The sequence below is a fragment of the Cupriavidus sp. KB_39 genome, assembly GCF_052114485.1.
In the GTDB taxonomy this organism is placed as follows: Bacteria; Pseudomonadota; Gammaproteobacteria; order Burkholderiales; family Burkholderiaceae; genus Cupriavidus.
The window spans coordinates 187,182-211,654 of record NZ_JBFREV010000004.1 but is presented as its reverse complement, the minus strand read 5'-3'; the positions used below and the strand labels follow the sequence as shown (position 1 = coordinate 211,654).

Genomic DNA, 24,473 nt, shown 5'->3' with positions numbered 1-24,473 from the left:
GCGTGCCGGCGCGGCCTTCTATAATCGGCCAGCCYCAGGAACCAACCCCTTACGCCATGGAAACYAACGCCGCCCGTGACCGCATCTTCGCCCGCATCCGCGCCGCCCAGGGCAGGGGGGCGAAGGTGACCACCGGCGAGCGCGAGGCCGTGGACGACTATCTCGCACGCCATCCGCAGGGCCCACAGCCGGACATCGCCGCCGATCGCATCGAGGCGTTCAGCCTGCAGGCGCAGAAGATGGCGTCCACCGTGGAGCGCGTGGCCACGCTGGCCGACGTGCCGGGCGCCGTCTCGCGCTATCTGGATGGCCTGGGCCTCGTGCGCCGCGCCGTGGCGTGGGACAGCCTGGGCGACCTGCCGTGGCAGGCGCAGGGGCTGGACGTGGCATGCCGGCCGCCGGCGCGCGATCCGCAGGTCGATCATGATCATGGCGACCTCGTCGGCATCACCGGCTGCTTCGTGGCGATTGCCGAGACCGGCTCGCTGATGCTGCTGTCGGGGCCGCAGACCTTCGCSTCGGCCGCGCTGCTGCCCGAGACCCATATCGCCGTRGTGCCGATTTCGCGCATCGTGGCGAACCTCGAGGAAGCCTTCGCGCGCATGCGTGCCGAGCATGGCCAGCTGCCGCGCGCCACCAATGTCATCAGCGGCCCGTCACGCACGGGCGACATCGAGCAGACCATCGTCCTCGGCGCCCATGGCCCGTACCGCGTGCACGTGATCCTCGTCGACCAGGACTGAGGGACAGCGCAGGTCCAATCCGAGGGCCGCCGGGCGTCACATTCCGGGTAATTCCAGCAGCATTTTCAGACCAGTCTCAAAGGGGTTTGCTTTACACTGGCCGCTTTCGAGACAAGGAGAACCTGCCCGATGATGCGACGCGCACGACGTGCCCTGGCACCGTGGCCCACCGCGATGCTTGCGGTCATCGCCCTGTTTCCGTCCATGGCCGGTGCCGCCGAGATYGATGGCGCCACGCTGTCGCCGCTCTGGGGCGTGCCGTTCGCCGGCGTTCTGCTGTCCATCGCGCTGTTCCCGCTGCTGGCCCCGCACTTCTGGCACCACCATTACGGCAAGGTGGCCGCGGCCTGGGGCGCGCTGTTCCTGGTGCCGTTCGCCATGCAGTTCGGCGTCCATGCCGCCGTGGCCAACACGGTGCACGCGCTGCTAGGCGAGTACATCCCGTTCATCGTGCTGCTGGGGTCGCTGTATGTGGTGGCCGGCGGCATCTGCGTGCGTGGCAACCTGCACGGCACGCCCCGGCTGAACACCGGCATCCTCGCGCTCGGGACCGTGCTGGCCAGCCTGATGGGCACCACCGGTGCGGCCATGCTGCTGATCCGGCCGCTGCTGCGCGCCAACGACAACCGCCGCCATGTGGCACACGTSGTGGTGTTCTTCATCTTCCTGGTGGCCAACGCGGGCGGTTCGCTGACGCCGCTCGGGGATCCGCCGCTGTTCCTGGGCTTCCTGAAGGGCGTCGAGTTCACATGGACGCTGCGCAACATCTTCCCCGAGACGGTGTTCCTGTGCGTGGCGCTGCTGGCGCTGTTCTATGTGGTCGACCGCCACTACTTCCTGAACAAGGAAGAGGAACTGCCGCGGGCGCAGGACCCCACGCCGGATTCCACGCGCCTTCAGATCGACGGCAAGATCAACTTCCTGCTGCTGGTGGGCGTGCTGGCACTGGTGCTGATGAGCGGGCTGTGGAAGCCGGGCATCGTGTTCGACGTGATGGGCACCGAGGTCACGCTGCCGGCGCTGATCCGTGATGTGCTGTTGGTGGGGATTACCATCGTGTCGCTGGTCGCCACGCCGCATAGCGCGCGCAGCGGCAACGAGTTCAACTGGGAGCCGATCCTCGAAGTCGGCAAGCTGTTCGCGGGCATCTTCCTGACGATCATCCCGGTCATCGCGATGCTCAAGGCCGGCACCGACGGCGCGTTCGCGGCGGTGATCCACGCGGTTAGCGATTCCTCCGGCCAGCCCATCGACAGCATGTACTTCTGGGCGACCGGTATCCTGTCCTCGTTCCTGGACAACGCGCCGACCTACCTGGTGTTCTTCAACACCGCCGGCGGCGACCCCGCCACCCTGATGACGCGCGACGCCTCGACGCTCGCCGCCATCTCGGCCGGCGCGGTGTTCATGGGCGCCAATACCTATATCGGCAATGCCCCCAACCTGATGGTGAAGGCCATTGCCGAAAGCCGCGGCGTGCGCATGCCGAGTTTCTTCGGCTACATGGCATGGTCCGGCGCCGTGCTGCTGCCGCTGTTCCTGGTGATGACGTTCCTCTTTTTCCACGTGTGACTGCCATGAAGCCCTCCGTCCTCGTTACCCGCGCGATCTACACCGACGTCATCGAACGTCTTTCGCAATATTTCGATGTCGACAGCAACCAGGAAGACCTGGTGCTGGACGCCGCCGCACTGAAGGCCCGCCTCGCGGGCAAGGCCGGCGTGCTGGCCAATGCGGCGGACAAGATCGACGGCGCGGTCGTTGCCGCGCTGCCGCAGCTGCGCGCGGTGTGCAACATGGCGGTCGGCTACAACAATCTCGACGTACCGGCCCTGACCGCCGCTGGCGTGGTGGCGACCAACACGCCCGACGTGCTGACCGAAACCACGGCCGACTTCGGCTGGGCATTGCTGATGGCCACCGCCCGCCGCGTGACGGAGTCCGAGCATTACCTGCGGGCCGGCAAGTGGAAGCGCTGGAGCTACGACATGCTCGTGGGCATGGACGTCTACGGCAGCACGCTCGGCATCCTTGGCATGGGTCGTATCGGACAGGCGCTGGCCCGCCGCGCGGCCGGCTTCGGCATGAACGTGCTGTATCACAACCGCAGCCAGCTGCCGGCGGAGACCGAGCGCGCGCTCAATGCGCGCTACGTCAGCAAGGCGGAGCTGCTTGCTCAGACGGATCACCTCGTGCTGGTGCTGCCGTACAGCCCGGAGAGCCATCACGCGATTGGCGCGGCAGAGCTGGCGGCGATGAAGCCGACCGCCACCCTGATCAACCTCGCGCGCGGTGGCATCGTCGACGACGCCGCGCTGGCCGCCGCATTGCGCGATGGCCAGATCTTCGCGGCCGGCCTGGACGTGTTCGAGGGCGAGCCGAGCGTCCACCCAGACCTGCTGACCGTGCCAAACGTGGTGTTGACGCCGCATATCGCGAGCGCATCGGAAAAGACGCGTCGCGCGATGGCCAATCTGGCCGCCGACAACCTGATCGCGGCACTCGATGCCGGCCCCAAGGCAGGCAACCCGCCTTCGGTGATCAACCCAGAGGTCATGGCGCGCCGCCGCTGAATCGGATATTCCTGAATTGATGACGTTGATTTCCGTCCTGACGCTTGCCGCCACCCTCGTGGCGGTAATCCTGCTGGCGGTGCTGCTGTGGCGCGCGCGCGCCGGGGCGGCATCCGCGGAACTGCTTGATGGCCTCGACCGGCTCGAGCGCGTGTTGCGTGGCGAAGTGAGCGCGGCCGCCCGGGATGGCCGCGACGAGTCTGGTCGGCAGATGCTGCGCTTCCAGCAGACCTTGTCGGCGCACCTGACCAGTATTGCCACGGTGCAGAACCAGCAAATCGCGCAGATGTCCGAGTCCAACGATCGCAGGCTGGCCGAGGTGCGGGCCACGCTTGAGCAGAAGCTGCGCGACATCGAGGCAAATAACGCCGCGAAACTGGAGGAAATGCGACGCACCGTGGACGAGAAGCTCCATGCGACGCTCGAGCAGCGGCTCGGCGAGTCGTTCAAGCTGGTGTCGGACCGTCTGGAGCAGGTGCATCGTGGGCTGGGCGAGATGCAGGTGCTGGCGCAGGGCGTGGGCGATCTCAAGCGGGTGCTGACCAACGTGAAGTCGCGCGGCACGTGGGGTGAGGTGCAGCTTGAGATGCTGCTGGAACAGATCCTCACGGCAGACCAGTACGGCAAGAATGTCGAGACCGTGCGCAACTCGGGGGCGCGGGTCGAGTTCGCGATCCGGTTGCCGGGCCGTGACCCGTCCAGCGGACCGGTCTGGCTGCCGATCGATGCGAAATTTCCGAAGGAGCAGTACGAGCGCCTTGTCGATGCCCAGGAGCACGGTGACGTTGACGGCGTGGCCGTGGCCGGCCGTGAACTCGAGGTGGCGCTGCGCCGGGAGGCACAGTCGATTGCCGAGAAATATCTGGCGCCGCCGGCCACCACTGACTTCGCGATCCTGTTCCTGCCGACCGAGGGGCTTTACGCCGAGGTGCTGCGCCGCCCGGGCCTGACGGACCTGCTGCAACGCGATTTCCGCGTAACCGTGGCCGGGCCGACCACGCTGACCGCCTTGCTCAACAGCCTGCAGATGGGCTTCCGGACGTTGGCGCTGGAAAAGCGTTCCAGCGAGGTGTGGGAAGTGCTGGGTGCCGTCAAGACCGAATTCGGCAAGTTTGGCGAGGTGCTGGCCAAGACGCGCGATACGCTGGTGCGCGCGGCGCGCAATATCGAACAGGCCGAGGTGCGGACCCGTCAGATGGAGCGCAAGCTGCGCACGGTGGAGGCGCTGCCCGGGGAACTCGCCGAACAGCTTTTGGGAACCGCCGCAACGGCGGGATCACCGGAGGAAGTGCAAGCACCTCCGTCCCAGGAGGATGCCGGCGGGGCGCAAGCCGCCAACGGCGACGTTACTGGTGATCTTCGGGCGTGAGTTCGCGCACGTGCACTTCGATACCGCCGAAGCGGGCGGCCACCCAGTTGTAGGCCTTGCAGCCGAGCCACAACAGGCCGAAGCCAATCAGTGCATTCAGGATCAGCGCGGTGAAAACCGTAATCCCCGGCAGGTCGCCATAGCGGATAAAGGCCACGAACAGGCCCATCGCCACGATTGGCACCGAGAAGCACAAATAGACCAGGACCAGTGCGCGCGCGGTCTTGACGGGGTGGAGGTACGCGATCTCCTGATTCATGACGACAGACAAGATATTGGGGAGTTGATTTTTCGTGCTGCAAGTGTAGCGACTGGGGCTTGCGACGCATAGTCCGTCACTCGCGGGGGCGCACAAAAAACGACACCGCAACGTGCGCTGTCATACGACGACCGCCGATTCGGTCATTGATTCCGCTCATCAATGCGGCGCACCTATGCCTTGGGTGTTCCGCATGGCGGATTGCAACGAATTACATCAGCCCGTCGAACAGCATCACCTCGACCAGATCGCCAGCCGCGACGGCGTCCTGCTCGTGGCCCAGCACGATGAAGCAGTTGGCCTCGCTCATCGACCGCAGCACGCCCGAGCCTTGCTGGCCGGTGATACGGACTTCCCAGCCGCCATCGGCCGCCGGCGCCAGGATGCCGCGCTGGTATTCCGTGCGGCCGGGCTTCTTGCGGATGGCTGCCGCGCTGCGCACGCGCATCAGCGGCAGCGGCGGCACGTTGGCGCCCATCTGTCGGTGCAACGCGCCGCGCACGAAGTGGTAGAAGGTGACCATCACGGCCACGGGGTTGCCGGGCAGGCCGAAGAGCAGGGCCTCCCGACCGTTCGATGCAATGCGTCCGAATGCCATCGGGCGGCCCGGACGCATGGCGATCTTCCAGAAAGTGACATCGCCCAGCCGCGCCATGATCTGCTTGGTGTAGTCGGCTTCGCCCACGGACACGCCGCCAGACGTGATCACCGCATCGGCGTTTTCGCAGGCACTGCGGAATGCGGCTTCGAGCGCGGCGGGGTCGTCGCGGACCACGCCCATGTCGATCAACTCGACATTGAGCCGCCGCAGCATGCCGTGCAGCGTGTAGCGGTTGGAGTCGTAGACGCAGCCGGGGCCGAGTGGCTCGCCAATCGAGCGCAGTTCGTCGCCGGTGGAGAAAAACGCCACGCGCAGCCGGCGCCGGACCTTGATTTCGGCCACGCCGAGCGATGCCAGCAGGCCGAGGTCCGCCGGTTGGAGAATGCGGCCGGCGGCCAGTGCCGCCTGACCGCGGGCCAGGTCTTCGCCGCGCAGCCGGCGGTTGTCACCGGGGCGCACGGCATCGGCCGCAAAACGGATCTGGTTGCCGCCYGCCTGCACATCCACGAATTCCTGCGGCACCACAGTGTCGCAGCCATCGGGCATGATCGCGCCGGTCATGATGCGCACCGCCTGGCCCGCCGTGGGCGCCGCGTCGAGCGCATTGCCGGCGTAGGCCGTGCCGATGACTTCCAGGACCACGTCGCCGCCGGCTGCCAGCGCAGCGCTCTGGAAGGCGTATCCGTCCATCGCCGAGTTGTCGTGAGCGGGCACGTCGATGGAGGAGATCACGTCCTCGGCCAGCACGCGGTCGAGCGCGGTGCGAATCGCCAGTTGCTCGGTGCCGCGCACCGGCTCGATCACCTGGCCGATGATCGCGTTGGCCTGGGCCACGGGCAGGGCGGTCGGGTCGTAGTCAGAAAGGCAGGAGATGACGGATTGCAGGGATGGCATGAGCAGTCTGCGGYGAAAAGAAGCGAAAACAGCGAAAAATGGCGGARAACGCGGGKGAAAACGCGGKTAAGGGCGGATGCCCGAGTCTAACCCGYGCGATGCGCTCAGCGGGCCTCGTGTGTGCGTAGTTCGTCCAGCGTATTGATGTTGGCGAACGCGTCGGCGTCGGCGAACGGCACCTCCGCGAGCCGGTGGCTGGCCGCCCAGGTTTCGATCTTGCGCCCGCCGCCATTGATGTAGGCGATCAGGCTATCGAGCGCAGTGACCGGCATCAGGCAGAACACCGGCTGGGTTTGCCGGTGCCCGTCGGCATCCACCGTGACCGGAATCGCCATCTCGGCACCTTCGGCCTCGATCGCCTGCGCCAGCCGCTCGACGAGGTCGGTGGGCAGGAACGGCGTATCGCACGGCGCCGTGACGAGCCAGCCGGTGCTGCACTGCTCGAGCCCGGCCATCATGCCGGCCAGCGGGCCCGCGAAATCGGGCACGGAGTCGGTGACCACGGGCACCCCGAACGACTCGTAGGCGGCGAGGTTGCGATTGGCGTTGATCAGCATCGCGCCGGTCTGCGGTGTCAGGCGCATCAGCGTGTGCATCGCCATCGGCACGCCGCGCAGCGGTTGGAGGCCTTTGTCGGTGCCACCCATGCGGCTACCCCGGCCGCCGGCCAGGATCAGGCCCGTGATGTCTTCGCGTGCGATCATGACTTTCGGAAAGTTGTGAGGCGGCGCCGGGGGCCGGGATGGCCCGGGTCAGCCGCCAATGTAGGACATCTCGATCTTGCGTTCGGCGCGCGCCAGGCGCACGGCCGGATCGCCCCGCTGCTCGGAATAGTTGTCGGTGCGGCCTTGCCAGACCTGGGCGATGGCATTGGCGATTTCCAGGTCGCTATGGCCGCCGCGCAGCAGCGCGCGCAGGTCGTAGCCCTCGGTGGCGAACAGGCACAGGTACAGGCGGCCCTCGGTGGACAGCCGGATGCGGCTGCAATCGCCACAGAACGCGTGCGTCACGCTAGAGATCACGCCGATTTCGCCGGCGCCGTCGCGATACCGCCAGCGCTCGGCCGTCTCGCCCGAGTAGTTGGCGGGAATCACCTCGAGCGGAAATACTTCGTCAATCCGCCGCACCACGTCGGCGGAGGGTAATACTTCGTCCATTTGCCAGTGGTTGCTGGCGCCAACGTCCATGAATTCGATGTAGCGGACGATGATGCCGCTGCCACGGAAATGGCGGGCCATCGGCACGATTTCGGCGTCGTTGGTGCCGCGCTTGACCACCATGTTGACCTTTATCGGCGCCAGGCCGACGGCTTGGGCGGTCTCGATGCCGTCCAGAACGTCGCGCACCGCGAAGTCAACGTCGTTCATCTTGCGGAACGTGGCGTCGTCGATGGCGTCCAGGCTCACGCTCACGCGCGACAGGCCGGCATCGCGCAACGACTGCGCCTTGCGCCCCAGCAGCGACGCATTGGTGGTCAGCGTCAGGTCCAGCGGCTTGCCCGAGACGGTCTCGATGCGCGCCAGCATTTCCACGAGTTTTTCGATGTTCTTGCGCAGCAGCGGCTCGCCGCCGGTCAGCCGGATCTTTTCCACGCCCTGCGACACGAACAGGCGCGCGGTGCGTTCGATCTCCTCGAAACTCAGCAACTCGGAATGCGGCAGGAAGGTGTAGTCCTTGTCGAACACCTCCTTGGGCATGCAATACACGCAGCGGAAGTTGCAGCGGTCCGTCACCGAGATACGCAGATCGTGCAGCGGCCGGCCGCGGGTGTCCGCCACGAGGCCCGAGGGTGTGTCGAGGCGGGACGGAATGCTTGGCACCATCGAGCGATAGCGATGGTCGCGCAGGTCGAGGATGGGAATGACGGTGTCGGTCATGGCCTGGGGGTGGCGACGCCGCTCTCCGGCGCGATGTGTGCATCCGGGGCGGTTCTGTCTGCCATTCTAGCCGAGGTGGCTGACGCGCCGGCGGCGACCGTGCACTTCGCAGGGGCACAGTGGGGCGGTGGCGGCGCCAGTACAGCGGTGTGATGCCCGCATCATATGTGGCGCCCCATGAAAAAAGGGACGGCTTCGGCCGTCCCTTTTCCCTTTTGGGCTGCCAGCTTGCGCTGGCCGACCTTACTGCTGTTGCTGCTGCTGGTCGCGCTGAGCGTCAGTTTCGACCATGACCATCGGACCTTCCGGCAGCGGGGGCAGCGGCTTGCGCTCGCGTTGCACACGCGGGGCCGGTGCCACGKTGGCGGCGGCGGCCTGGGCGGATTGCAGCTTGGCGGTGTCCGTGTGCACCCACTGGAGGCCGGCCGAAGCCAGCATCGGCTCGAGGGCATCGGCACGCAGCGGGGCGGCGGCCGGTGCTGCCACCGGGGTCGGCGCGACGGCAGSCGTCGCGATGACCGGCTCGGCAACCGGGGCGGCCACGATCGGGGCTGCCACGACCGGCGCAGCTTCGACCGGCGCCGGTGCCGGGGCTTCCACCGCCGGGGCGGTGTAGACCGGTGCGGGCGTCACGACCGGCGCGGCTTCGGGGGCGCTGACCGGTGCGAACACCGGTTCGGCCACCGGGGCCGGGCTCACGGGCTGGGCCGGTTGGCTCGGTTGGGCGTAGGCGGCCGGTTCCACACGGGCCACGGTTTCCACCGTCTCACGCGTTTCCACGGCTTCGGTGACTTCGGCGACTTCCGCCACGTGGGCCACGCGGGGGACTTCAGCCACTTGGGCCACGGCAACCGGTTCCGGCTGGGCCACGACTTGCGGTGCAGCCTGGGCGGCCACCGGGGCGAATTCCGTCTCGGTCACGCCTGCGGCCACTTCGGCCAGGTTGGACGTGTCGTTGGCGTCGCCATTCTCGCCGTTTTCGCCATCGGCGCCTTGCACACCATCTTCGCGCTCGCGGCGATAGCGGTTACGGCCACGACGGTTACGGCGGCGGCGTTCTTCGCCCTCAGCACCTTCCGTCGCCACGGCTTCCACGCCTTCCGGCAGTTCCGTCGCGGCGGCGGCTGCCACCACGGCCACGGCCGGAGCGGCTTGCGCCGCTTCGAATGCGGTCTGCGGCGCGCCTTCGGCGTTCAGGGCTTCCTCGGTCTCGCGGGTATCGCCACGCTCACGTTGACGTTCGCGTTGACGCTCGCGGCGTTCCTGGTTGCGCTCGCGGCGGTTGCCTTCCTGGCGGGCTTCGCCACCTTCGGGCTGACGGGCGATGGCCGGCGTGGCCTGCTGGCCGTCGCGCGGGGCGCGTGCCGGACGCTCACCACGTTCGGTGCGCTCGGTGCGCTCGGTGCGTTCACCACGCTCAGTCCGCTCGCCACGTTCTGCACGATCCCCGCGTTCCGCGCGCTCACCACGCTCGGCGCCACGTTGTTCACCGCGCTCGCCACGTTCACCGCGTTGGCCACGGCCCTGGCGTTCACCACGCTCGCCGCGTTCACCACGTTGTTCGCGATCACCGCGTTCGCCACGTTCACCGCGTTCGCCACGACCTTGGCCACGGCCTTCGCCGCGACCTTCGCCACGCTGGCCGCGTTCGCGACGACCGTCGCCGCGTGTCTGGGCGTCAGCGGCCGGCTTGGCCGGCTCGGCCACCGGGGCGGCGGCCGGACGTGCGCCGAACAGACCCTTCAGCCAGGCGATGAAACCGCCGGCTGCCACGGGCTGCGTGGCCGGTACCGGCCTTGCCGCAGCGGCTTCCGGGCGCGGAGCGCGCTCGGGGCGGGGCACCGACACCGGGGCCGGCGCGTCGGGCGTAATGCCCTTGACTGCGGCTTCCTGGCGCGGACGYGCATCTTCCTTCTTGCGGCTGCTGTAGCTCGTGTCCGCCTCGAGTTCCTTGGCGGCGGCCTCGGCCATGCGATAGCTGGCCGTGGATTCCTCCAGGCGCGGATCGTCGTGGCGCAGGCGCTCCAGCTTGTAGTGCGGCGTCTCCAGGTGCTTGTTCGGGATCAACAGCACGTTCACCTTGAAGCGCAGCTCGATCAGGTTGATTTCCTGACGCTTTTCGTTCAACAGGAAAGCGGCCACTTCCACCGGCACCTGGCAGTGGATGGCGGCCGTGTTTTCCTTCATCGCCTCTTCCTGGATGATGCGCAGCACCTGCAGGGCGGACGATTCGGTATCGCGGATGTGACCTGTTCCATTGCAACGCGGGCAGGTGATGTGCGAGCCTTCCGACAGCGAAGGACGCAGGCGCTGGCGCGACAGTTCCATCAGGCCGAAGCGGCTGATCTTGCCCATCTGCACGCGGGCGCGGTCGTGGCGCAGGGCGTCCTTCAGGCGCGTTTCCACGTCCTTCTGGGCCTTGCTGGACTCCATGTCGATGAAGTCGATCACGATCAGGCCGCCCAGGTCGCGCAGGCGCAGCTGGCGGGCGATCTCGTCGGCCGCTTCCACGTTCGTGCGCAGCGCCGTTTCCTCGATGTCCGCGCCCTTGGTGGCGCGGGCCGAGTTCACGTCAACGGAAACCAGGGCTTCGGTATGGTCGATCACGATGGCGCCGCCGGACGGCAGCATCACCATGCGGGAATAGGCAGACTCGATCTGGTGTTCGATCTGGAACCGCGAGAACAGGGGCACGTCGTCCCGGTACTTCTTCACGCGGTTCATGTTGTCAGGCATGACCACGCTCATGAAAGCGCGTGCCTGTTCATAGATCTCGTCGGTATCGATCAGGATCTCGCCGATATCGGGCTGGAAATAGTCGCGAATGGCGCGGATGACCAGGCTCGATTCCAGATAGATCAGCAGCGGGGCCTTGTTGTCGCCGGCGGCGCCGTCGATGGCCTTCCACAGCTGCAGCAGGTAGTTCAGGTCCCACTGCAGTTCCTCGGCCGCGCGGCCGATGCCGGCGGTGCGGGCGATGATGCTCATGCCGTCCGGTACGGTCAGCTGGCCCATCGTCTCGCGCAGTTCCTGGCGGTCCTCGCCCTCGATGCGGCGCGATACGCCACCGCCACGCGGGTTGTTCGGCATCAGCACCAGGTAGCGGCCGGCCAGCGAGATAAAGGTGGTCAGGGCGGCGCCCTTGTTGCCGCGCTCTTCCTTCTCGACCTGGACGATCAGTTCCTGGCCTTCGTGCAGGGCGTCCTGGATGCGCGCGTTGCGCACGTCCACGCCGTCCTTGAAGAACGCGCGGGCCACTTCCTTGAACGGCAGGAAGCCGTGGCGCTCTTCGCCGTAGTTGACGAAGCAGGCTTCCAGCGAGGGCTCGATGCGGGTGATGACGCCCTTGTAGATGTTGCCCTTGCGCTGCTCGCGCCCGGCGGTTTCGATGTCGATATCGATCAGTTTCTGACCATCGACGATCGCGACGCGCAATTCTTCCTGTTGCGTCGCGTTGAACAGCATGCGTTTCATCGCAATACCTCATTCCAGTGTCGCGGAAGTCACACGAAAGGTGTCCGCGACGATCCATGGAGCACGCGAGGAAATAGAGCGGGGGCGGGAGAATTGCCGGAGTCGCCGGCGCGCAATACGACGCGGCCGGGCGGGGCGCGGGTGAAAGAGAGAGGCTGTCGACGTCTAGGCAGGCGTCCGCTGGGTCGGGGAGAGCGCCATGGCACTGCTCCTGATACAGCGACTTGCGGCGGATGCCCGGAATGGCCGGGGGCGATGCGGCAACGCACAATGCAAACGGCACTGGCTTCGCGGCATCGCGGCCGGCCGGGAATGGCCAAGACGCGTCAAAGAGCAAGTTTTCCGGACGCGGCAAGCGGGGCCGAATGTCAACCTGACCTGTCTCCTGGCGGGCGCGCCGCTGCTTCTTGGAGTTCTGCGACCGGGCGCCGGTAATACGACTAGCCGATATTGCAGGTCGGTTGGCAGGCTCGCCTGCCGGCCGGCACCGAGTTCCCGGTGCGGGCGGTCTTCTCTCACCGATGTGGATGCCTGTCGGGCATCCACATTGAATTCTGTTCTACCTGGATCACTCTGTTTCCACGTGCCCGCCGTTTCTCGCCGAAGCTGCCTCTGGGCAACTTCCTGCGCGCCGGCGCGGCGCGTGCGTGCTGCTGATTTCCACCATTTGCCCATCTGGCGCCTGCGGGGTACGCAAAATGCGGGAGACGGGCCGGGTTGATGGCAACCCGAAGTGTAAAATGCGTGATCCTGCGCGGATATTGGTGGCAATCCCCATCGGKCTCGCCACCCGCCAGCCCAACGTGGGCCCGCGCCTATATTGCTCACAGAATCGCTTACACAGGTCGTGCGCTGCCGGTCTTTGGCCGGAACAGCCGGGAAATTATATTGAAAATGAATGAGTTACGCCATCAAATTGAAAAGGAGCCGCGCGTCGCGCCCGGCGCGCTCCAGGTGGTGTACGTCACGGTGGACGAAAGTGCCGAGGGCCAGCGCATCGACAACTTCCTGCTGAAGGTCTCCAAGGGTGTGCCCAAGAGCCATATCTACCGGGTATTGCGCTCGGGCGAGGTACGCGTGAACAAGGGCCGGATCGACGCCACTTACCGGCTGAAGCTGGGTGATGTGATCCGGATCCCGCCCATGCGGGTGGCGGAAAAGGCACAGGATGCCGATGCTTTCGTGCCTTCGTCGGAATTCCCGATCCTGTTCGAGGACGCCTGGCTGCTGATTATCGACAAGCCGGCCGGCGTGGCCGTCCATGGCGGCTCGGGCGTGGCCTTCGGGGTGATCGAGCAATTGCGCCGCGCGCGGCCTGAGGCGAAGTTCCTGGAACTGGTGCACCGGCTGGACCGCGAGACGTCCGGCATCCTGATCCTGGCCAAGAAGCGTTCGGCGCTGGTGCACCTGCACGAGCAGATGCGCGGCACGGGCATGGACAAGCGCTACTTCGCGTGCGTGGCCGGCGAATTCCAGAACACGCGGCAGCACGTCAAGCTCTCGCTATATAAATACAGCACGCCCGACGGCGAGCGGCGCGTGCGCGTGCAGGCCGATGGGCTGACCGCGCACACCATCTTCAACAAGGTGGAGGCCTTCCCGGGCTACACCCTGCTCGAGGCCGAACTGAAGACCGGCCGCACGCACCAGATCCGCGTGCACTTGCAGGCGTCCGGCTTCCCGATCGTCGGCGATGAGAAGTACGGYGATTTTGCGCTTAATAAGGCACTTTCGCGCAGCAATGCCAAGCCTGGCATCAAGCGGATGTTCCTGCACGCGCACCGAATGACGCTGGCGCACCCGTCCACGGGCGAGCCGCTGACCGTTTCGGCGCCRTTACCCGCCGAGTGTGTTGATTTTCTGCAACAATTGCGTCAACACCGCGCTGCGGACTGACGCGTCGCATCGCCGCCTCTGCAGCCGCCACACCACTTTCCGCATCGACCAAGGACCTCAATGGCCAGGCAGCGCTTCGACCTGATCGTCTTCGACTGGGATGGAACCCTCATGGATTCCACCCCGACCATCGCCAAATGCATCCAGTTGGCCAGCCGCGACCTGGGCCTGCCCGTGCCGGATGACAGCGCTGCGAGCCACGTGATCGGGCTTGGGCTGAAGGACGCGCTGTCCTATGCCGTGCCCACGCTCGACCCGGCCGACTATCCGCGCCTGGCCGAGCGCTACCGCTACCACTTCCTCACGCGCGATGCGGACCTCGTGCTGTTCGATGGCGTGCGCGAGATGCTCGAGGCCCTGCATGGCGAGCACTACTTCCTCGGCGTGGCCACGGGCAAGACGCGCGTGGGCCTGGAGCGGGCGCTGGCGGCCACCGGCCTCGGCAAGCTGTTCGATGGCACGCGTTGCGCCGACGAGACGTTCTCCAAGCCGCACCCGGCCATGCTGCAGGAACTGACGCGAGAGCTGGGCCAGGACGTGGCGCGCACGGTCATGGTGGGCGATACCACCCATGACCTGCAGATGGCGGTCAACGCCGGCGCGCACGGGCTGGGCGTCTGCTACGGCGCGCATCCGGCCGATTCGCTGCGCGCGATGGCGCCGGTGCACTGCGCCACGTCGATCGCCGATCTCCAGGAATGGCTGCTCACGCATGCCTGAGGCCAGCCTGCCGCCGCACCGCCTGTGCGCCAGCGACGAACTCGTCGATGGCGGCGCCGGCGTGCGGTTCTCGGTGCGCGTGGAAGCGCGCGAGATCGGCGCGTTCGTGGTCCGTTTCGACGGCGTTGCGCATGCCTACCTAAACCAGTGCGCGCACGTGCCGATGGAACTGGACTGGCAGGAGGGGCAGTTTTTCGATAGCGCGGGCCTATACTTGATGTGCGCGACACATGGCGCGGTTTATGCGCCAGACACCGGCCTTTGCGTGGGCGGCCCTTGCCGGGGCGCCGCGCTGGCCAAGCTCCGGACCGAGGAACGTGAGGGTGCTGTCTACTGGCTCCCCGAACCGCCTTTTTACCCGCCCGACGCCACCTGAATGATCCGCCGRGCCGCCGTCTGACTTTATCGAGTCCATCGCATGACAGAACAGCAAAAACCGCCGGTCGAACCGGGTCAAACGCAAGACGAACACGAACAACAGGCCGACGATAGCCAGCGCCTGGAAACGGCCCGGCAGGCCGATTTTCCACTCGAGCACGAGCTGCGCGCTGGGGACGACGCGGCGCGGCGCGAGGCCGACGAGCGCCGCGCGCGGCTGAGCGGGCAGGGCACTGCCGCCCCGGTGGGCGCTGGCAGCGCCACCGGCGGCTGGGAGCGCGACGTGCTGGAGAAGGTGCTGATGGCCACGCTGCGCGAGCAGCGCGCGGCGCGGCGCTGGAAGATCTTCTTCCGGCTGGTCGGGCTGGGCATCCTGGCGCTGATCCTGTACGCGGTGATCGACTTCAAGGGCGATGGTATCGCCAGCACCACGGGGCGCCATACCGCGATGGTGTCGCTGGAAGGCGAGATCGCGGCGGGCACGCCGGCCGGCGCGGAATCGATCAATGCCTCGCTGCAGGCCGCCTTCGCCGATACGAATGCGGCCGGCGTGATCCTCAAGATCAACTCGCCGGGCGGCTCGCCGGTGCAGGCGGGCATCATCAACGACGAGATCAAGCGCCTGCGCACCGTGTATCCGGGCAAGCCGTTCTACGTGGTGGTGGAGGAAATCTGCGCCTCGGGCGGTTACTACGTGGCGGCGGCGGCTGACAAGATCTATGTCGACAAGGCCAGCATCGTCGGCTCGATTGGCGTGCTGATGGATGGCTTCGGCTTCACCGGCCTGATGGAGAAGCTCGGCGTGGAGCGCCGGCTGTACACCGCGGGCGCCAACAAGGGCATGCTCGACCCCTTCTCGCCGCAGGTGCCGCGCCAGAAGGTCTATGCCGAGACCATGCTCAAGGAGATCCACCAGCAGTTCATCGACGTGGTGAAGGAAGGCCGCGGCGACCGGCTGAAGGACGATCCGGACCTGTTCTCGGGCCTGTTCTGGTCCGGCGAGCGCGCCGTGGCGCTGGGTCTGGCCGATGGCGTGGGCAGCACCGACTACGTGGCGCGTGACCTGTTCAAGGCCGAGGATATCGTCGACTACACGGTCAAGGAAAACATCGCCGAGCGCGTGGCCAAGCGGTTCGGCGCGGCCATGGGCAGCGCGGCGATGAAGACCATGATGATGTCGACCGGCGCGCAGTCGCTCCGGTAAGCATGACTAGGCGGCCAGCAGCGAGAAGATCGCCGGCCGCTTTTGCAGGGCAACCCGCTCCGGCCGCCAGGCCGACAGCGGCAGCGTGACGATGGTTTCGGTGGGCAGCGTCAGATCGACGGCCACCGATACCATCGTGGTGCCGGCGCAATGCTGGCGCAGCGCTTCCAGCAACGCGGCGTTGCGGTACGGGGTCTCGATAAAGACCTGCGTCTGGCGCGCCTTGCGCGAATGCGCTTCCAGTTCCCGCAGCTTGCGCGCGCGCTCGTCGGCGTCCACGGGCAGGTAGCCGTTGAACGCGAAGCTCTGGCCGTTCAGCCCGGAGCCCATCACCGCCAGCAGGATCGAACTCGGCCCCACCAGCGGCCGCACCGTCACGCCGCGCGCGTGGGCCAGCCGGACGAGGTCCGCGCCGGGGTCGGCCACGGCCGGCACGCCGGCTTCGGAGAGCAGGCCGCCATCGCGGCCCCCGACGATCGGGTCCAGCAGTGCGGCCAGCGCCTCGGCGCGCGTATTCACGTTCAGTTCGCGGATCTCGATCTGTTGGATCGGGTGCGCCAGCGGGCTGGTTTCGCCCAGCTTCTTCAGAAAGGCGCGCGCCGTCTTGGCGTTCTCGGCCACCAGGTAGTCGAGCCGCGCGGCGATCTGCTGCACGCCGGCGGGGATGACATCGGGCAGCGGATCGAATTCGTCGCGCTTGCCGAGCGTGTTGGGRATCAGGAACAGGGTRCCRGCCATCGTTCAGGCTCCGAAGAACGGGTAGCCGGCGGCGCGCAGCATGCCGGTCAGCGCGATCAGCGGCAGGCCGATCAGCGCGGTGGGGTCGTCCGATTCCACGCGGGCGAGCAAGGCGATGCCCAGCCCCTCGGCCTTGGCGCTGCCGGCGCAGTCGTAGGGGGTCTCCAGGCGCAGGTAGGCGTCGAGTTCGGCATCGGGCAGGTCGCGGAAGGTCGCCCGGGTCTGCACATCGGCCAGTTGGGCTTCGCCGGTGCGGCTGTCGAGCAGGCATAGCGCCGAATGAAATGTGACGGTTCGTCCACGCATCTGCTGCAGCTGGGCCAGCGCCTTCTCGTGGCTGCCGGGTTTGCCGATCTGGGCGCCGTCGAGTGTGCAGACCTGGTCCGAGCCGATAACCAGCGCGCCGGGGTGGCGCGCGGCGATCGCCTCGGCCTTGCGGCGCGAGAGGCGCAGGGCCGTGGCTTCAGGCGCCTCGCCGGCCAGCGGGGTTTCGTCGATGTCCGGCACGGCCACGTCGAACGGAATGCGCAGCCGCGCGAGCAGTTCGCGCCGGTATGGAGAACTCGACCCGAGGATCAGGGGCGGGTGGATAGCGGAGGACGACATATATATAGAGGTAGCGTCGGAAGGAGAGGGGAATGGTCGGTTGTATACTTTGACCGGCTCCCGTTTTTCAGCTTATAATCGCGCGTTTAGCCACACAGGCACATTCGTGCCCGGCCGTGATCGGAAGCCATCGCGGCAGGCGTATCCGCCCTCGATGGCGTGGATCGTCCCAGGTGTGGCAAACAAGGCATTTTTCCAGCGATTCAGCGTACATGAGTCAGCCGACCCAGCCAGCGGCGTCCGCCGCGGCATTCGATCTGCGCGAAACCGATCTGTTCGCCTTCTGCCGCAAGGGTGGCAGCGTGGCGGGCGACGTGGCGACGCGCGATTTGCCGCGCATCTTAGCCGAGACGGCCGCGGATGCGCCAGCATCGGCACCGGACGAGACGTTTCACTACACGCTCACCGGCTTCATGCGCGAGGAAGCTGTGGAAGTTGGCGCAGCGGTGTCGCAGCGGCTGTTCGTCGACGTGACCGTGCAAGGCCGGGTCTGGCTCGATTGCCAGCGCTGCCTGCAGGTCTACCCGGAGCCGATCGACACGTCGATGCGCTTCGAGGTCATGGCCAGCGAAGAAGCGGCGGATTCGGCACCCATGGATGACGACGACGTCGACGTGATCGTCGGGTCGAAGAAGTTTTCGCCGCTGGAACTGATGGAAGACGAGGTGCTGCTGGCGTTGCCGTCGGCACCCAAGCATATGGTCTGTCCGGCCGTGCACGAGTCGCTCGTGACCGGCGCGGACGGTGAGGTGGAGCCTGAGGCTCCGCCCGAAGAGGAAAAGCGGCCATCGCCCTTTGCGGCGCTGGCCGGCCTGAAGACGAAGCACTGACGCCGCAACAGAGCGGCCGGCGCACCCGTCCTCGGGTAGCAGGTCAAGCATCCGGCCGGGCCCCGGCTACGCCTCGCGCAGGATGCGTGTGTTAATATCGGAAAATTCTCGAAGGAGTCATCATGGCAGTTCAACAGAACAAGAAGTCGCCGTCCAAGCGCGGCATGCATCGTTCGCACGACCATCTGTCGGTCGCACCCCTGGCCGTTGAGCCGACCACGGGCGAGACCCACCTGCGTCACCACGTGAGCCCGAACGGCTACTACCGTGGCCGCAAGGTCATCAAGACCAAGAACGACTGACCAGGTCGTCTGGCGTGACCCTGTGTCTCGCTCGCGCACGTTGTCAGGTGTAAAACAGGAAAGCGGCAAGCTCGTTGCCGCTTTTTTGTTGGGCGCTCGGCGCCCACCCGGCAACGTATCCGCGCGTCCGGCTGGTTGCGTCCCCGCAAACCGAGGCGGCGGATGCCGGTGCGCATTCCGTATCTGGAAACAATGACGATCAAGCTCGCTATCGACTGCATGGGCGGCGATCACGGAGTGTCCGTGACCGTGCCGGCGGCGATCAGTTTTCTTTCCCGTCACGATGACGCCGAGATGATCCTCGTCGGCTTGCCCGACGCCATCGGCGCGCAGCTCAAGAAGCTGCATGCCACCGATCATCCGCGCGTCACCGTGGTGGCGGCAACCGAGGTCATCACGATGGATGACCCGGTGGAAGTGGCGCTGCGCAAGAAGAAGGACTCTTCGATGCGCGTGGCGGCCACGCAGGTCAAGGAAGGCCGCGCCGACGCGCTCATCTCCGCCGGCAACACCGGCGCGCTGATGGCCGTGTCGCGCTATGTGCTGAAGACGCTCGAGGGCATCGAGCGGCCAGCCATCGCTACTACCATTCCCAATGAGCAGGGCTGGGGCACCACGGTGCTCGACCTGGGCGCCAACGCCGACTGCGAGCCGGGGCACCTGCTCCAGTTCGCCCGCATGGCGGAGGCCATGGTGTCCGTGGTGGATCACAAGGATCACCCCACGGTGGGCCTGCTCAATATCGGCGAGGAAGTGATCAAGGGCAACGAGGTGGTCAAGGCCGCCGGCGAGTTGCTGCGCGCTTCCGAGCTGAATTTCTACGGCAACGTGGAAGGCAACGACATCTTCAAGGGCACGACGGACATCGTGGTCTGCGACGGCTTCGTCGGCAATGTGGCGCTCAAGAGCACCGAGGGCCTGGCCAAGATGATCGGCGGCATGATCAAGGAAGAGTTCACGCGCTCCTGGTTCACCAAGCTGCTGGCCGCCGTGGCCATGCCCGTGCTGTCGCGCCTGGCGCGCCGGCTGGACCCTGCGCGCTACAACGGCGCCTCGCTGCTGGGCCTGCGCGGGCTGGTGATCAAGAGTCACGGTTCCGCCGACGCCCACTCTTTTGAATGGGCGATCAAACGCGGGTATGATGCGGCCAGAAACGGCGTAATCGAACGTATAGCAAGGGTCTTCGCCAACAAGTCCGGCGCCGCGGCGCCCGCGACCGGCGGCCCGGAGACCGACGCACCGGACCCACATCCCGATACCCATGCCGCCTGAAGCTTCGTGCCCCCTGAGTGGCGGGGGCCGTGGCGGCTGTCCAAGGGCGGCCCGGGTGAGCATCACGATCCGACAGACATGACCAAGTTCGCAAAAATCATCGGTACCGGGAGCTACCTGCCCCCGCGGCGTGTCACCAATCAAGAGCTGGCAGCACAGCTGGCCGAGCGTGGCATCGAAACCAGCGACGAGTGGATCGTCTCGCGCAGCGGCATTTCGGCGCGGCACTGGGCCGAGCCGGACGTCACGGCCAGCGACCTGGCCGTGCAGGCGGCCGAGCAGGCGATCAAGGCGGCCGGCATCGAGCGCCAGGACATCGACCTGATCATCGTGGCCACCTCCACGCCCGACTTCGTGTTCCCGAGCACCGCCTGCCTGGTGCAGCAGAAGCTCGGCATTACGAACCATTGTGCGGCCTTCGACATGCAGGCCGTGTGCTCGGGCTTCGTCTACGCGCTCTCCACGGCGGACAAGTTCATCCGCAGCGGCTCCCACAAGAACGTGCTGGTGATCGGCACCGAAGTGTTCTCCCGCATCCTCGATTTCAACGACCGCACGACCTGCGTGCTGTTCGGCGACGGCGCCGGCGCCGTGGTGCTGACCGCCTCGGACGAGCCGGGCATCCTGTCGTCGGCCATGCATGCCGATGGCAGCCACGTGGACATCCTCTGTGTGCCGGGCAATGTCTCGGGCGGCGCCATCACCGGCAATGCCTTCCTGCACATGGACGGCCAGGCGGTGTTCAAGCTGGCCGTGAACGTGCTGGACAAAGTGGCGCGCGAGGCCATGGCTGCGGCCGAGATCCAGTCGGATGAAATCGACTGGCTGGTGCCGCACCAGGCCAATATCCGCATCATGCAGGGCACGGCGCGCAAGCTGGGCCTGCCGGCCGAGCGGATGATCGCCACGGTGCACGAGCATGGCAATACGTCGGCGGCGTCGATCCCGCTGGCACTCGACGTGGCCGTACGCGACGGCCGCATCCGCCCGGGCCAGACCGTGATGCTGGAAGGCGTTGGCGGCGGCTTCACCTGGGGCGCGGTGCTGCTGCGCATGTAAGATGCGGTCCGGCGCGGCGTGCCTGAGAGGGCGCGTGCGCCCCGACACGCTCGTCTGAATCGTTAAGACTGGATTCCCGATGAAATTCGCATTCGTTTTCCCTGGCCAGGGCTCGCAATCGGTCGGCATGCTCAACGCGTTCGCCGACAACCCGGTGGTCCGCGCCACGCTGGAGGAAGCCTCCACCGCGCTGGGCCAGGACATCGGCCGCCTGATCGCGGAAGGTCCGGCGGAAGAACTGAACCTGACGACCAACACCCAGCCGGTGATGCTGACCGCCGCCGTGGCCGTGTACCGCGCCTGGCTGGACGGCGGCGGCCCGGCCCCGGCCCTGGTGGCTGGCCACAGCCTGGGCGAGTACTCGGCGCTGGTGGCTGCAGGCGTGATCCCGTTCGCCGATGCGGTGCCGCTGGTGCGCTTCCGCGCACAGGCGATGCAGGAAGCCGTGCCGGTGGGCCAGGGCGGCATGGCCGCCATTCTCGGCCTGTCCGATGACGACGTGCGTGCGGCTTGTGCCGAGGCGTCCGTCGCCGGCGTGGTCGAGGCCGTCAACTTCAACGCCCCTTCGCAGGTGGTGATCGCCGGCCACAAGGCCGCCGTGGAAAAGGCCTGCGAGATTGCCAAGGCCAAGGGCGCCAAGCGCGCGCTGCCGCTGCCAGTCTCGGCGCCGTTCCATTCGTCGCTGCTGAAGCCCGCCTCGGACCGCCTCAAGGAGCGCATGGCAGGGCTGGCGTTCTCGGCGCCGTCGATCCCGGTCATCAATAACGTGGACGTGGCCATCGCCAACGACCCGGCCCAGATCAAGGACGCCCTGGTGCGCCAGGCCGCCGCCCCGGTACGCTGGGTAGAGTGCGTGCAGAAGATGGCCGCCGAAGGCGTGACCCATGTGATCGAATGCGGCCCCGGCAAGGTGCTGGCCGGCATGACCAAGCGCATCGACGGCAACCTCGTCGGCGGCGCGATCTTCGACCCCGCATCGCTGCAAGACACGCTGGCGCTGCTGAAGTAAGCCAAGGAGCATCGCAACATGAGCAAGACTCTGGAAAATCAGGTCGCCCTGGTGACGGGTGCGTCGCGCGGCATTGGCCGGGCCATCGCCCTGGAACTGGCGCGTCAGGGCGCCACCGTGATCGGCACCGCCACGAGCGAGTCCGGCGCGGCCGCCATCGGCGAATACCTGACGGCCGAGGGCCTGCAGGGCCGTGGCGTGGTGTTGAATGTGAACGACGCCGTACGCTGCGAAGCCGTGATCGAAGAGATTGTGAAGGCCCACGGCGGCCTGGCCGTGCTGGTGAACAACGCCGGCATTACCCAGGACCAGCTGGCGATGCGCATGAAGGACGATGACTGGACGAGCGTCATCGACACGAATCTGACGGCGGTGTTCCGCCTGTCGCGCGCCGTGCTGCGCCCGATGATGAAGGCCCGTACCGGCCGCATCATCAACATCACCTCKGTGGTGGGCTCCACGGGCAACCCGGGCCAGATGAACTACGCGGCGGCCAAGGCCGGCGTGGAGGGTATGGCCCGSGCGCTGGCGCGCGAGATCGGCAGCCGCAACGTCACCGTGAAYTGCGTGGCGCCGGGCTTCATCGACACCGACATGACCAAGGTCCTGTCGGACGAGCAGCATACGGCGCTCAAGACCCAGATCCCGCTGGGACGACTCGGCCAGCCGGAAGACATCGCGCATGCGGTGGCGTTCCTGGCCGGTCCGCAGGCCGCCTACATCACGGGCACCACGCTGCACGTGAACGGCGGCATGTACATGAATTGATTGCATTACCCGACGTACATTTCGGCGAAGAAGCCGAAAGATGGCGGGCGAAGCAGTTGTTTTTCAAACCGAACGGGCGCGATTCTTGCAATAGATGGCAGGCGGATTTTTTGTGGTCCAAACCTGCTAAAATGCGCCCACTTTTTGTCGAACTTCCCTGGAGGGTTACATGGACAATATCGAACAACGCGTCAAGAAAATCGTGGCTGAACAGCTTGGCGTGGCCGAGGCAGACATCAAGAACGAATCGTCGTTCGTGAACGATCTCGGCGCGGACTCGCTGGACACGGTTGAACTCGTGATGGCGTTGGAAGATGAATTCGGCATGGAAATTCCTGATGAGGAAGCCGAAAAGATCACGACCGTGCAACAGGCCATCGACTACGCYACCGCGCACGTCAAGGCCTAAGCCGTCGTCTTCGTATTCCGAGCCACAGAAGGCACAAGGGTGGGGCCGTCACGGTCCTGTCCGGTTGTTTTCTGTGGCTTTCGTCTGTTCGAAGAAGCAGAATCGGAATGATCTCAAACCGTATTGCGCGCCGCATGCAATGACTAACGGCCCGATCGGCGAGATCCTGAATCAATCCAATTCCGCTTCACGCACTCGTAGGAAATCATAGTGAGCCGTCGTCGCGTCGTCGTCACTGGGCTTGGCCTTGTGTCTCCGGTCGGAAACACGGTTGCCGAAGGCTGGGCCAACCTGGTTGCCGGCAAGTCCGGCATCGCCACCATTACCAAATTCGATCACTCCGCGCTCGCCGTGCATTTTGCTGGCGAAGTGAAGGGTTTCAACGTCGAGGAATATGTTCCGGCGAAGGAAGCYCCCCGTATGGATACGTTTATCCATTTCGGTATCGCGGCGGGTACCCAGGCGCTGAAGGATAGCGGCCTGGAAGTGACCGAGGAAAACGCCGAGCGCATCGGCGTGCTGGTTGGCTCCGGCATCGGCGGACTGCCGATGATCGAAGATACGCAGATGGAGCTGGCCAATCGCGGCCCGCGCCGGATTTCGCCGTTCTTCGTTCCGGGCTCGATCATCAACATGATCTCGGGCCATTTGTCGATCTACCACGGCCTGAAGGGCCCGAACCTCGCGGCCGTGACGGCCTGCACGACCGGCCTGCACAGCATCGGCCTGGCCGCCCGCCTGATCCAGGCTGGCGACGCCGACGCGATGCTGGCCGGCGGTGCGGAGTCGACGGTTTCGCCGCTGGGCATTGGCGGCTTTGCCGCGGCCCGCGCGCTGTCCACCCGCAACGACGACCCGGCTACGGCCTCGCGTCCGTGGGACAAGGACCGCGACGGTTTCGTGCTGGGCGAGGGTGCCGGCGTGATGATGCTCGAGGAGTACGAGTCGGCCAAGGCACGTGGCGCCAGGATCTATGCGGAGCTGATCGGCTTCGGCATGAGCGGCGACGCGTTCCACATGACCGCCCCGAACACCGACGGCCCGCGCCGTTGCATGGTGGCCGCGCTGAAGAACGCCGGCGTCAATGCCGACGAAGTGCAGTATCTGAACGCGCACGGCACGTCCACGCCGCTGGGCGACAAGAACGAGTCCGACGCCGTGAAGCTGGCCTTCGGCGAACACGCCTACAAGATGGTGGTCAATTCGACGAAGTCGATGACCGGTCACCTTTTGGGCGGTGCCGGTGGCCTCGAGTCGGTCTTCACCGTGCTGGCGATCCACAACCAGCTTTCGCCGCCGACGATCAACATCTTCAATCAGGATCCGGAATGCGATCTTGACTACGTGGCGAATACGGCACGTGAGATGAAGATCGACGTGGCCGTGAAGAACAACTTCGGTTTTGGCGGCACCAACGGTACGCTTGTTTTCCGCCGCGTCTGACCGCGACGGGTATCACGGGGCTCGCCACGGCGAGCCCCGCTTCATTTCG

The 24,473-nt window shown here is 66.3% G+C and carries 23 protein-coding genes; 16 read left to right on the top strand and 7 right to left on the bottom strand.

What is annotated here, in order from left to right; genetic code table 11:
- Positions 1 to 56 precede the first annotated feature (56 nt).
- The 4 genes from AB4Z27_RS04945 (at position 57) to rmuC (ending at position 4,685) form a co-directional block, all read left to right on the top strand.
- A complete protein-coding gene (locus tag AB4Z27_RS04945) occupies positions 57 to 743 on the top strand; it encodes a LutC/YkgG family protein (protein WP_092290077.1) in 687 nt (228 codons plus the stop codon).
- Positions 744 to 875: 132 nt separating this feature from the next.
- The gene (locus tag AB4Z27_RS04940; protein ID WP_092290851.1) at positions 876 to 2,315 is read left to right on the top strand and encodes a sodium:proton antiporter; all 1,440 of its coding nucleotides are present in this window, start codon (positions 876 to 878) and stop codon (positions 2,313 to 2,315) included.
- A 5-nt stretch (positions 2,316 to 2,320) separates the two neighbouring features.
- A complete protein-coding gene (locus AB4Z27_RS04935; protein WP_092290073.1) occupies positions 2,321 to 3,316 on the top strand; it encodes a 2-hydroxyacid dehydrogenase in 996 nt (331 codons plus the stop codon).
- Between the two features lie 19 nt (positions 3,317 to 3,335).
- A complete protein-coding gene (rmuC, locus tag AB4Z27_RS04930) occupies positions 3,336 to 4,685 on the top strand; it encodes a DNA recombination protein RmuC (RefSeq protein ID WP_441590534.1) in 1,350 nt (449 codons plus the stop codon).
- Here the strand turns inward: rmuC and AB4Z27_RS04925 are convergent.
- The 5 genes from AB4Z27_RS04925 to AB4Z27_RS04905 all read right to left on the bottom strand — a co-directional run bounded on the left by AB4Z27_RS04925 (position 4,663) and on the right by AB4Z27_RS04905 (position 11,790).
- Entirely contained in the window at positions 4,663 to 4,944 is a 282-nt protein-coding gene (locus AB4Z27_RS04925; RefSeq protein ID WP_092290069.1) for a hypothetical protein, read from the bottom strand. The genes rmuC and AB4Z27_RS04925 overlap by 23 nt on opposite strands.
- Positions 4,945 to 5,155: 211 nt before the next feature.
- On the bottom strand, positions 5,156 to 6,439 hold the full coding sequence (moeA, locus tag AB4Z27_RS04920; RefSeq protein WP_092290067.1) for a molybdopterin molybdotransferase MoeA: 1,284 nt from the start codon (positions 6,437 to 6,439) through the stop codon (positions 5,156 to 5,158).
- 104 nt (positions 6,440 to 6,543) lie between these two features.
- Positions 6,544 to 7,143, bottom strand: coding sequence for a molybdenum cofactor guanylyltransferase MobA (mobA, locus tag AB4Z27_RS04915; protein ID WP_092290065.1), 600 nt, complete (start codon positions 7,141 to 7,143; stop codon positions 6,544 to 6,546).
- Between the two features lie 48 nt (positions 7,144 to 7,191).
- Positions 7,192 to 8,316: a GTP 3',8-cyclase MoaA gene (gene moaA / locus AB4Z27_RS04910; RefSeq protein ID WP_092290059.1), complete on the bottom strand. Its 1,125-nt coding sequence runs from the start codon at positions 8,314 to 8,316 to the stop codon at positions 7,192 to 7,194.
- 243 nt (positions 8,317 to 8,559) lie between these two features.
- Positions 8,560 to 11,790, bottom strand: a complete 3,231-nt coding sequence (locus AB4Z27_RS04905; protein ID WP_441643996.1) for an Rne/Rng family ribonuclease — start codon at positions 11,788 to 11,790, stop codon at positions 8,560 to 8,562.
- Positions 11,791 to 12,684: 894 nt separating this feature from the next.
- On the opposite strand from AB4Z27_RS04905, the gene AB4Z27_RS04900 reads away from it, so the two are divergent.
- From AB4Z27_RS04900 to AB4Z27_RS04885, 4 genes are read left to right on the top strand one after another with little or no spacing between them, the layout of a single operon-like run.
- The gene (locus AB4Z27_RS04900; protein ID WP_092290055.1) at positions 12,685 to 13,686 is read left to right on the top strand and encodes an RluA family pseudouridine synthase; all 1,002 of its coding nucleotides are present in this window, start codon (positions 12,685 to 12,687) and stop codon (positions 13,684 to 13,686) included.
- 60 nt (positions 13,687 to 13,746) lie between these two features.
- A complete protein-coding gene (locus tag AB4Z27_RS04895) occupies positions 13,747 to 14,406 on the top strand; it encodes an HAD-IA family hydrolase (protein ID WP_092290052.1) in 660 nt (219 codons plus the stop codon).
- A complete protein-coding gene (locus tag AB4Z27_RS04890; RefSeq protein WP_092290048.1) occupies positions 14,399 to 14,782 on the top strand; it encodes a Rieske (2Fe-2S) protein in 384 nt (127 codons plus the stop codon). The genes AB4Z27_RS04895 and AB4Z27_RS04890 overlap by 8 nt, the downstream gene beginning before the upstream one ends.
- Positions 14,783 to 14,824: 42 nt before the next feature.
- On the top strand, positions 14,825 to 15,988 hold the full coding sequence (locus AB4Z27_RS04885) for a S49 family peptidase (RefSeq protein ID WP_092290046.1): 1,164 nt from the start codon (positions 14,825 to 14,827) through the stop codon (positions 15,986 to 15,988).
- A 6-nt stretch (positions 15,989 to 15,994) separates the two neighbouring features.
- Here the strand turns inward: AB4Z27_RS04885 and AB4Z27_RS04880 are convergent, their stop codons facing one another.
- Together AB4Z27_RS04880 and AB4Z27_RS04875 are read right to left on the bottom strand one after the other, a co-directional pair.
- Positions 15,995 to 16,726 carry an SAM-dependent methyltransferase gene (locus AB4Z27_RS04880; protein WP_092290043.1) on the bottom strand — a complete coding sequence of 244 codons (732 nt, stop codon included), beginning with the start codon at positions 16,724 to 16,726 and terminating at the stop codon, positions 15,995 to 15,997.
- 3 nt (positions 16,727 to 16,729) lie between these two features.
- On the bottom strand, positions 16,730 to 17,332 hold the full coding sequence (locus tag AB4Z27_RS04875) for a Maf-like protein (RefSeq protein WP_092290040.1): 603 nt from the start codon (positions 17,330 to 17,332) through the stop codon (positions 16,730 to 16,732).
- A 212-nt stretch (positions 17,333 to 17,544) separates the two neighbouring features.
- On the opposite strand from AB4Z27_RS04875, the gene AB4Z27_RS04870 reads away from it, so the two are divergent.
- The 8 genes from AB4Z27_RS04870 (at position 17,545) to fabF (ending at position 24,424) form a co-directional block, all read left to right on the top strand.
- Positions 17,545 to 18,162, top strand: a complete 618-nt coding sequence (locus AB4Z27_RS04870) for a YceD family protein (protein WP_092290038.1) — start codon at positions 17,545 to 17,547, stop codon at positions 18,160 to 18,162.
- A gap of 122 nt (positions 18,163 to 18,284) precedes the next feature.
- Positions 18,285 to 18,464, top strand: a complete 180-nt coding sequence (gene rpmF, locus AB4Z27_RS04865) for a 50S ribosomal protein L32 (RefSeq protein WP_008644820.1) — start codon at positions 18,285 to 18,287, stop codon at positions 18,462 to 18,464.
- Positions 18,465 to 18,656: 192 nt separating this feature from the next.
- Positions 18,657 to 19,736 (top strand): phosphate acyltransferase PlsX, encoded by a 1,080-nt coding sequence (gene plsX, locus AB4Z27_RS04860; RefSeq protein WP_092290037.1) that lies wholly within the window; start codon positions 18,657 to 18,659, stop codon positions 19,734 to 19,736.
- 78 nt (positions 19,737 to 19,814) lie between these two features.
- The gene (locus AB4Z27_RS04855; protein WP_092290036.1) at positions 19,815 to 20,795 is read left to right on the top strand and encodes a beta-ketoacyl-ACP synthase III; all 981 of its coding nucleotides are present in this window, start codon (positions 19,815 to 19,817) and stop codon (positions 20,793 to 20,795) included.
- 79 nt (positions 20,796 to 20,874) lie between these two features.
- Positions 20,875 to 21,804: an ACP S-malonyltransferase gene (gene fabD, locus AB4Z27_RS04850; RefSeq protein ID WP_092290035.1), complete on the top strand. Its 930-nt coding sequence runs from the start codon at positions 20,875 to 20,877 to the stop codon at positions 21,802 to 21,804.
- 18 nt (positions 21,805 to 21,822) lie between these two features.
- Positions 21,823 to 22,572, top strand: coding sequence for a 3-oxoacyl-ACP reductase FabG (fabG, locus tag AB4Z27_RS04845; protein ID WP_441643995.1), 750 nt, complete (start codon positions 21,823 to 21,825; stop codon positions 22,570 to 22,572).
- Positions 22,573 to 22,741: 169 nt separating this feature from the next.
- Complete coding sequence (acpP, locus tag AB4Z27_RS04840) at positions 22,742 to 22,981, top strand: acyl carrier protein (protein ID WP_008644813.1); 240 nt, start codon at positions 22,742 to 22,744, stop codon at positions 22,979 to 22,981.
- 210 nt (positions 22,982 to 23,191) lie between these two features.
- The gene (gene fabF, locus AB4Z27_RS04835; protein ID WP_092290029.1) at positions 23,192 to 24,424 is read left to right on the top strand and encodes a beta-ketoacyl-ACP synthase II; all 1,233 of its coding nucleotides are present in this window, start codon (positions 23,192 to 23,194) and stop codon (positions 24,422 to 24,424) included.
- Positions 24,425 to 24,473: the final 49 nt, after the last annotated feature.

Coding starts and splice junctions, on each gene's coding strand:
- AB4Z27_RS04855 (WP_092290036.1), top strand. CDS start 19,815: ATGACCAAGTTCGCAAAAATCATCGGTACCGGGAGCTACCTGCCCCCG.
- AB4Z27_RS04870 (WP_092290038.1), top strand. CDS start 17,545: ATGAGTCAGCCGACCCAGCCAGCGGCGTCCGCCGCGGCATTCGATCTG.
- moaA (WP_092290059.1), bottom strand. CDS start 8,316: ATGACCGACACCGTCATTCCCATCCTCGACCTGCGCGACCATCGCTAT.
- rmuC (WP_441590534.1), top strand. CDS start 3,336: ATGACGTTGATTTCCGTCCTGACGCTTGCCGCCACCCTCGTGGCGGTA.
- AB4Z27_RS04895 (WP_092290052.1), top strand. CDS start 13,747: ATGGCCAGGCAGCGCTTCGACCTGATCGTCTTCGACTGGGATGGAACC.
- fabD (WP_092290035.1), top strand. CDS start 20,875: ATGAAATTCGCATTCGTTTTCCCTGGCCAGGGCTCGCAATCGGTCGGC.
- AB4Z27_RS04875 (WP_092290040.1), bottom strand. CDS start 17,332: ATGTCGTCCTCCGCTATCCACCCGCCCCTGATCCTCGGGTCGAGTTCT.
- AB4Z27_RS04935 (WP_092290073.1), top strand. CDS start 2,321: ATGAAGCCCTCCGTCCTCGTTACCCGCGCGATCTACACCGACGTCATC.
- plsX (WP_092290037.1), top strand. CDS start 18,657: ATGACGATCAAGCTCGCTATCGACTGCATGGGCGGCGATCACGGAGTG.
- AB4Z27_RS04890 (WP_092290048.1), top strand. CDS start 14,399: ATGCCTGAGGCCAGCCTGCCGCCGCACCGCCTGTGCGCCAGCGACGAA.
- mobA (WP_092290065.1), bottom strand. CDS start 7,143: ATGATCGCACGCGAAGACATCACGGGCCTGATCCTGGCCGGCGGCCGG.
- rpmF (WP_008644820.1), top strand. CDS start 18,285: ATGGCAGTTCAACAGAACAAGAAGTCGCCGTCCAAGCGCGGCATGCAT.
- AB4Z27_RS04885 (WP_092290046.1), top strand. CDS start 14,825: ATGACAGAACAGCAAAAACCGCCGGTCGAACCGGGTCAAACGCAAGAC.
- AB4Z27_RS04925 (WP_092290069.1), bottom strand. CDS start 4,944: ATGAATCAGGAGATCGCGTACCTCCACCCCGTCAAGACCGCGCGCGCA.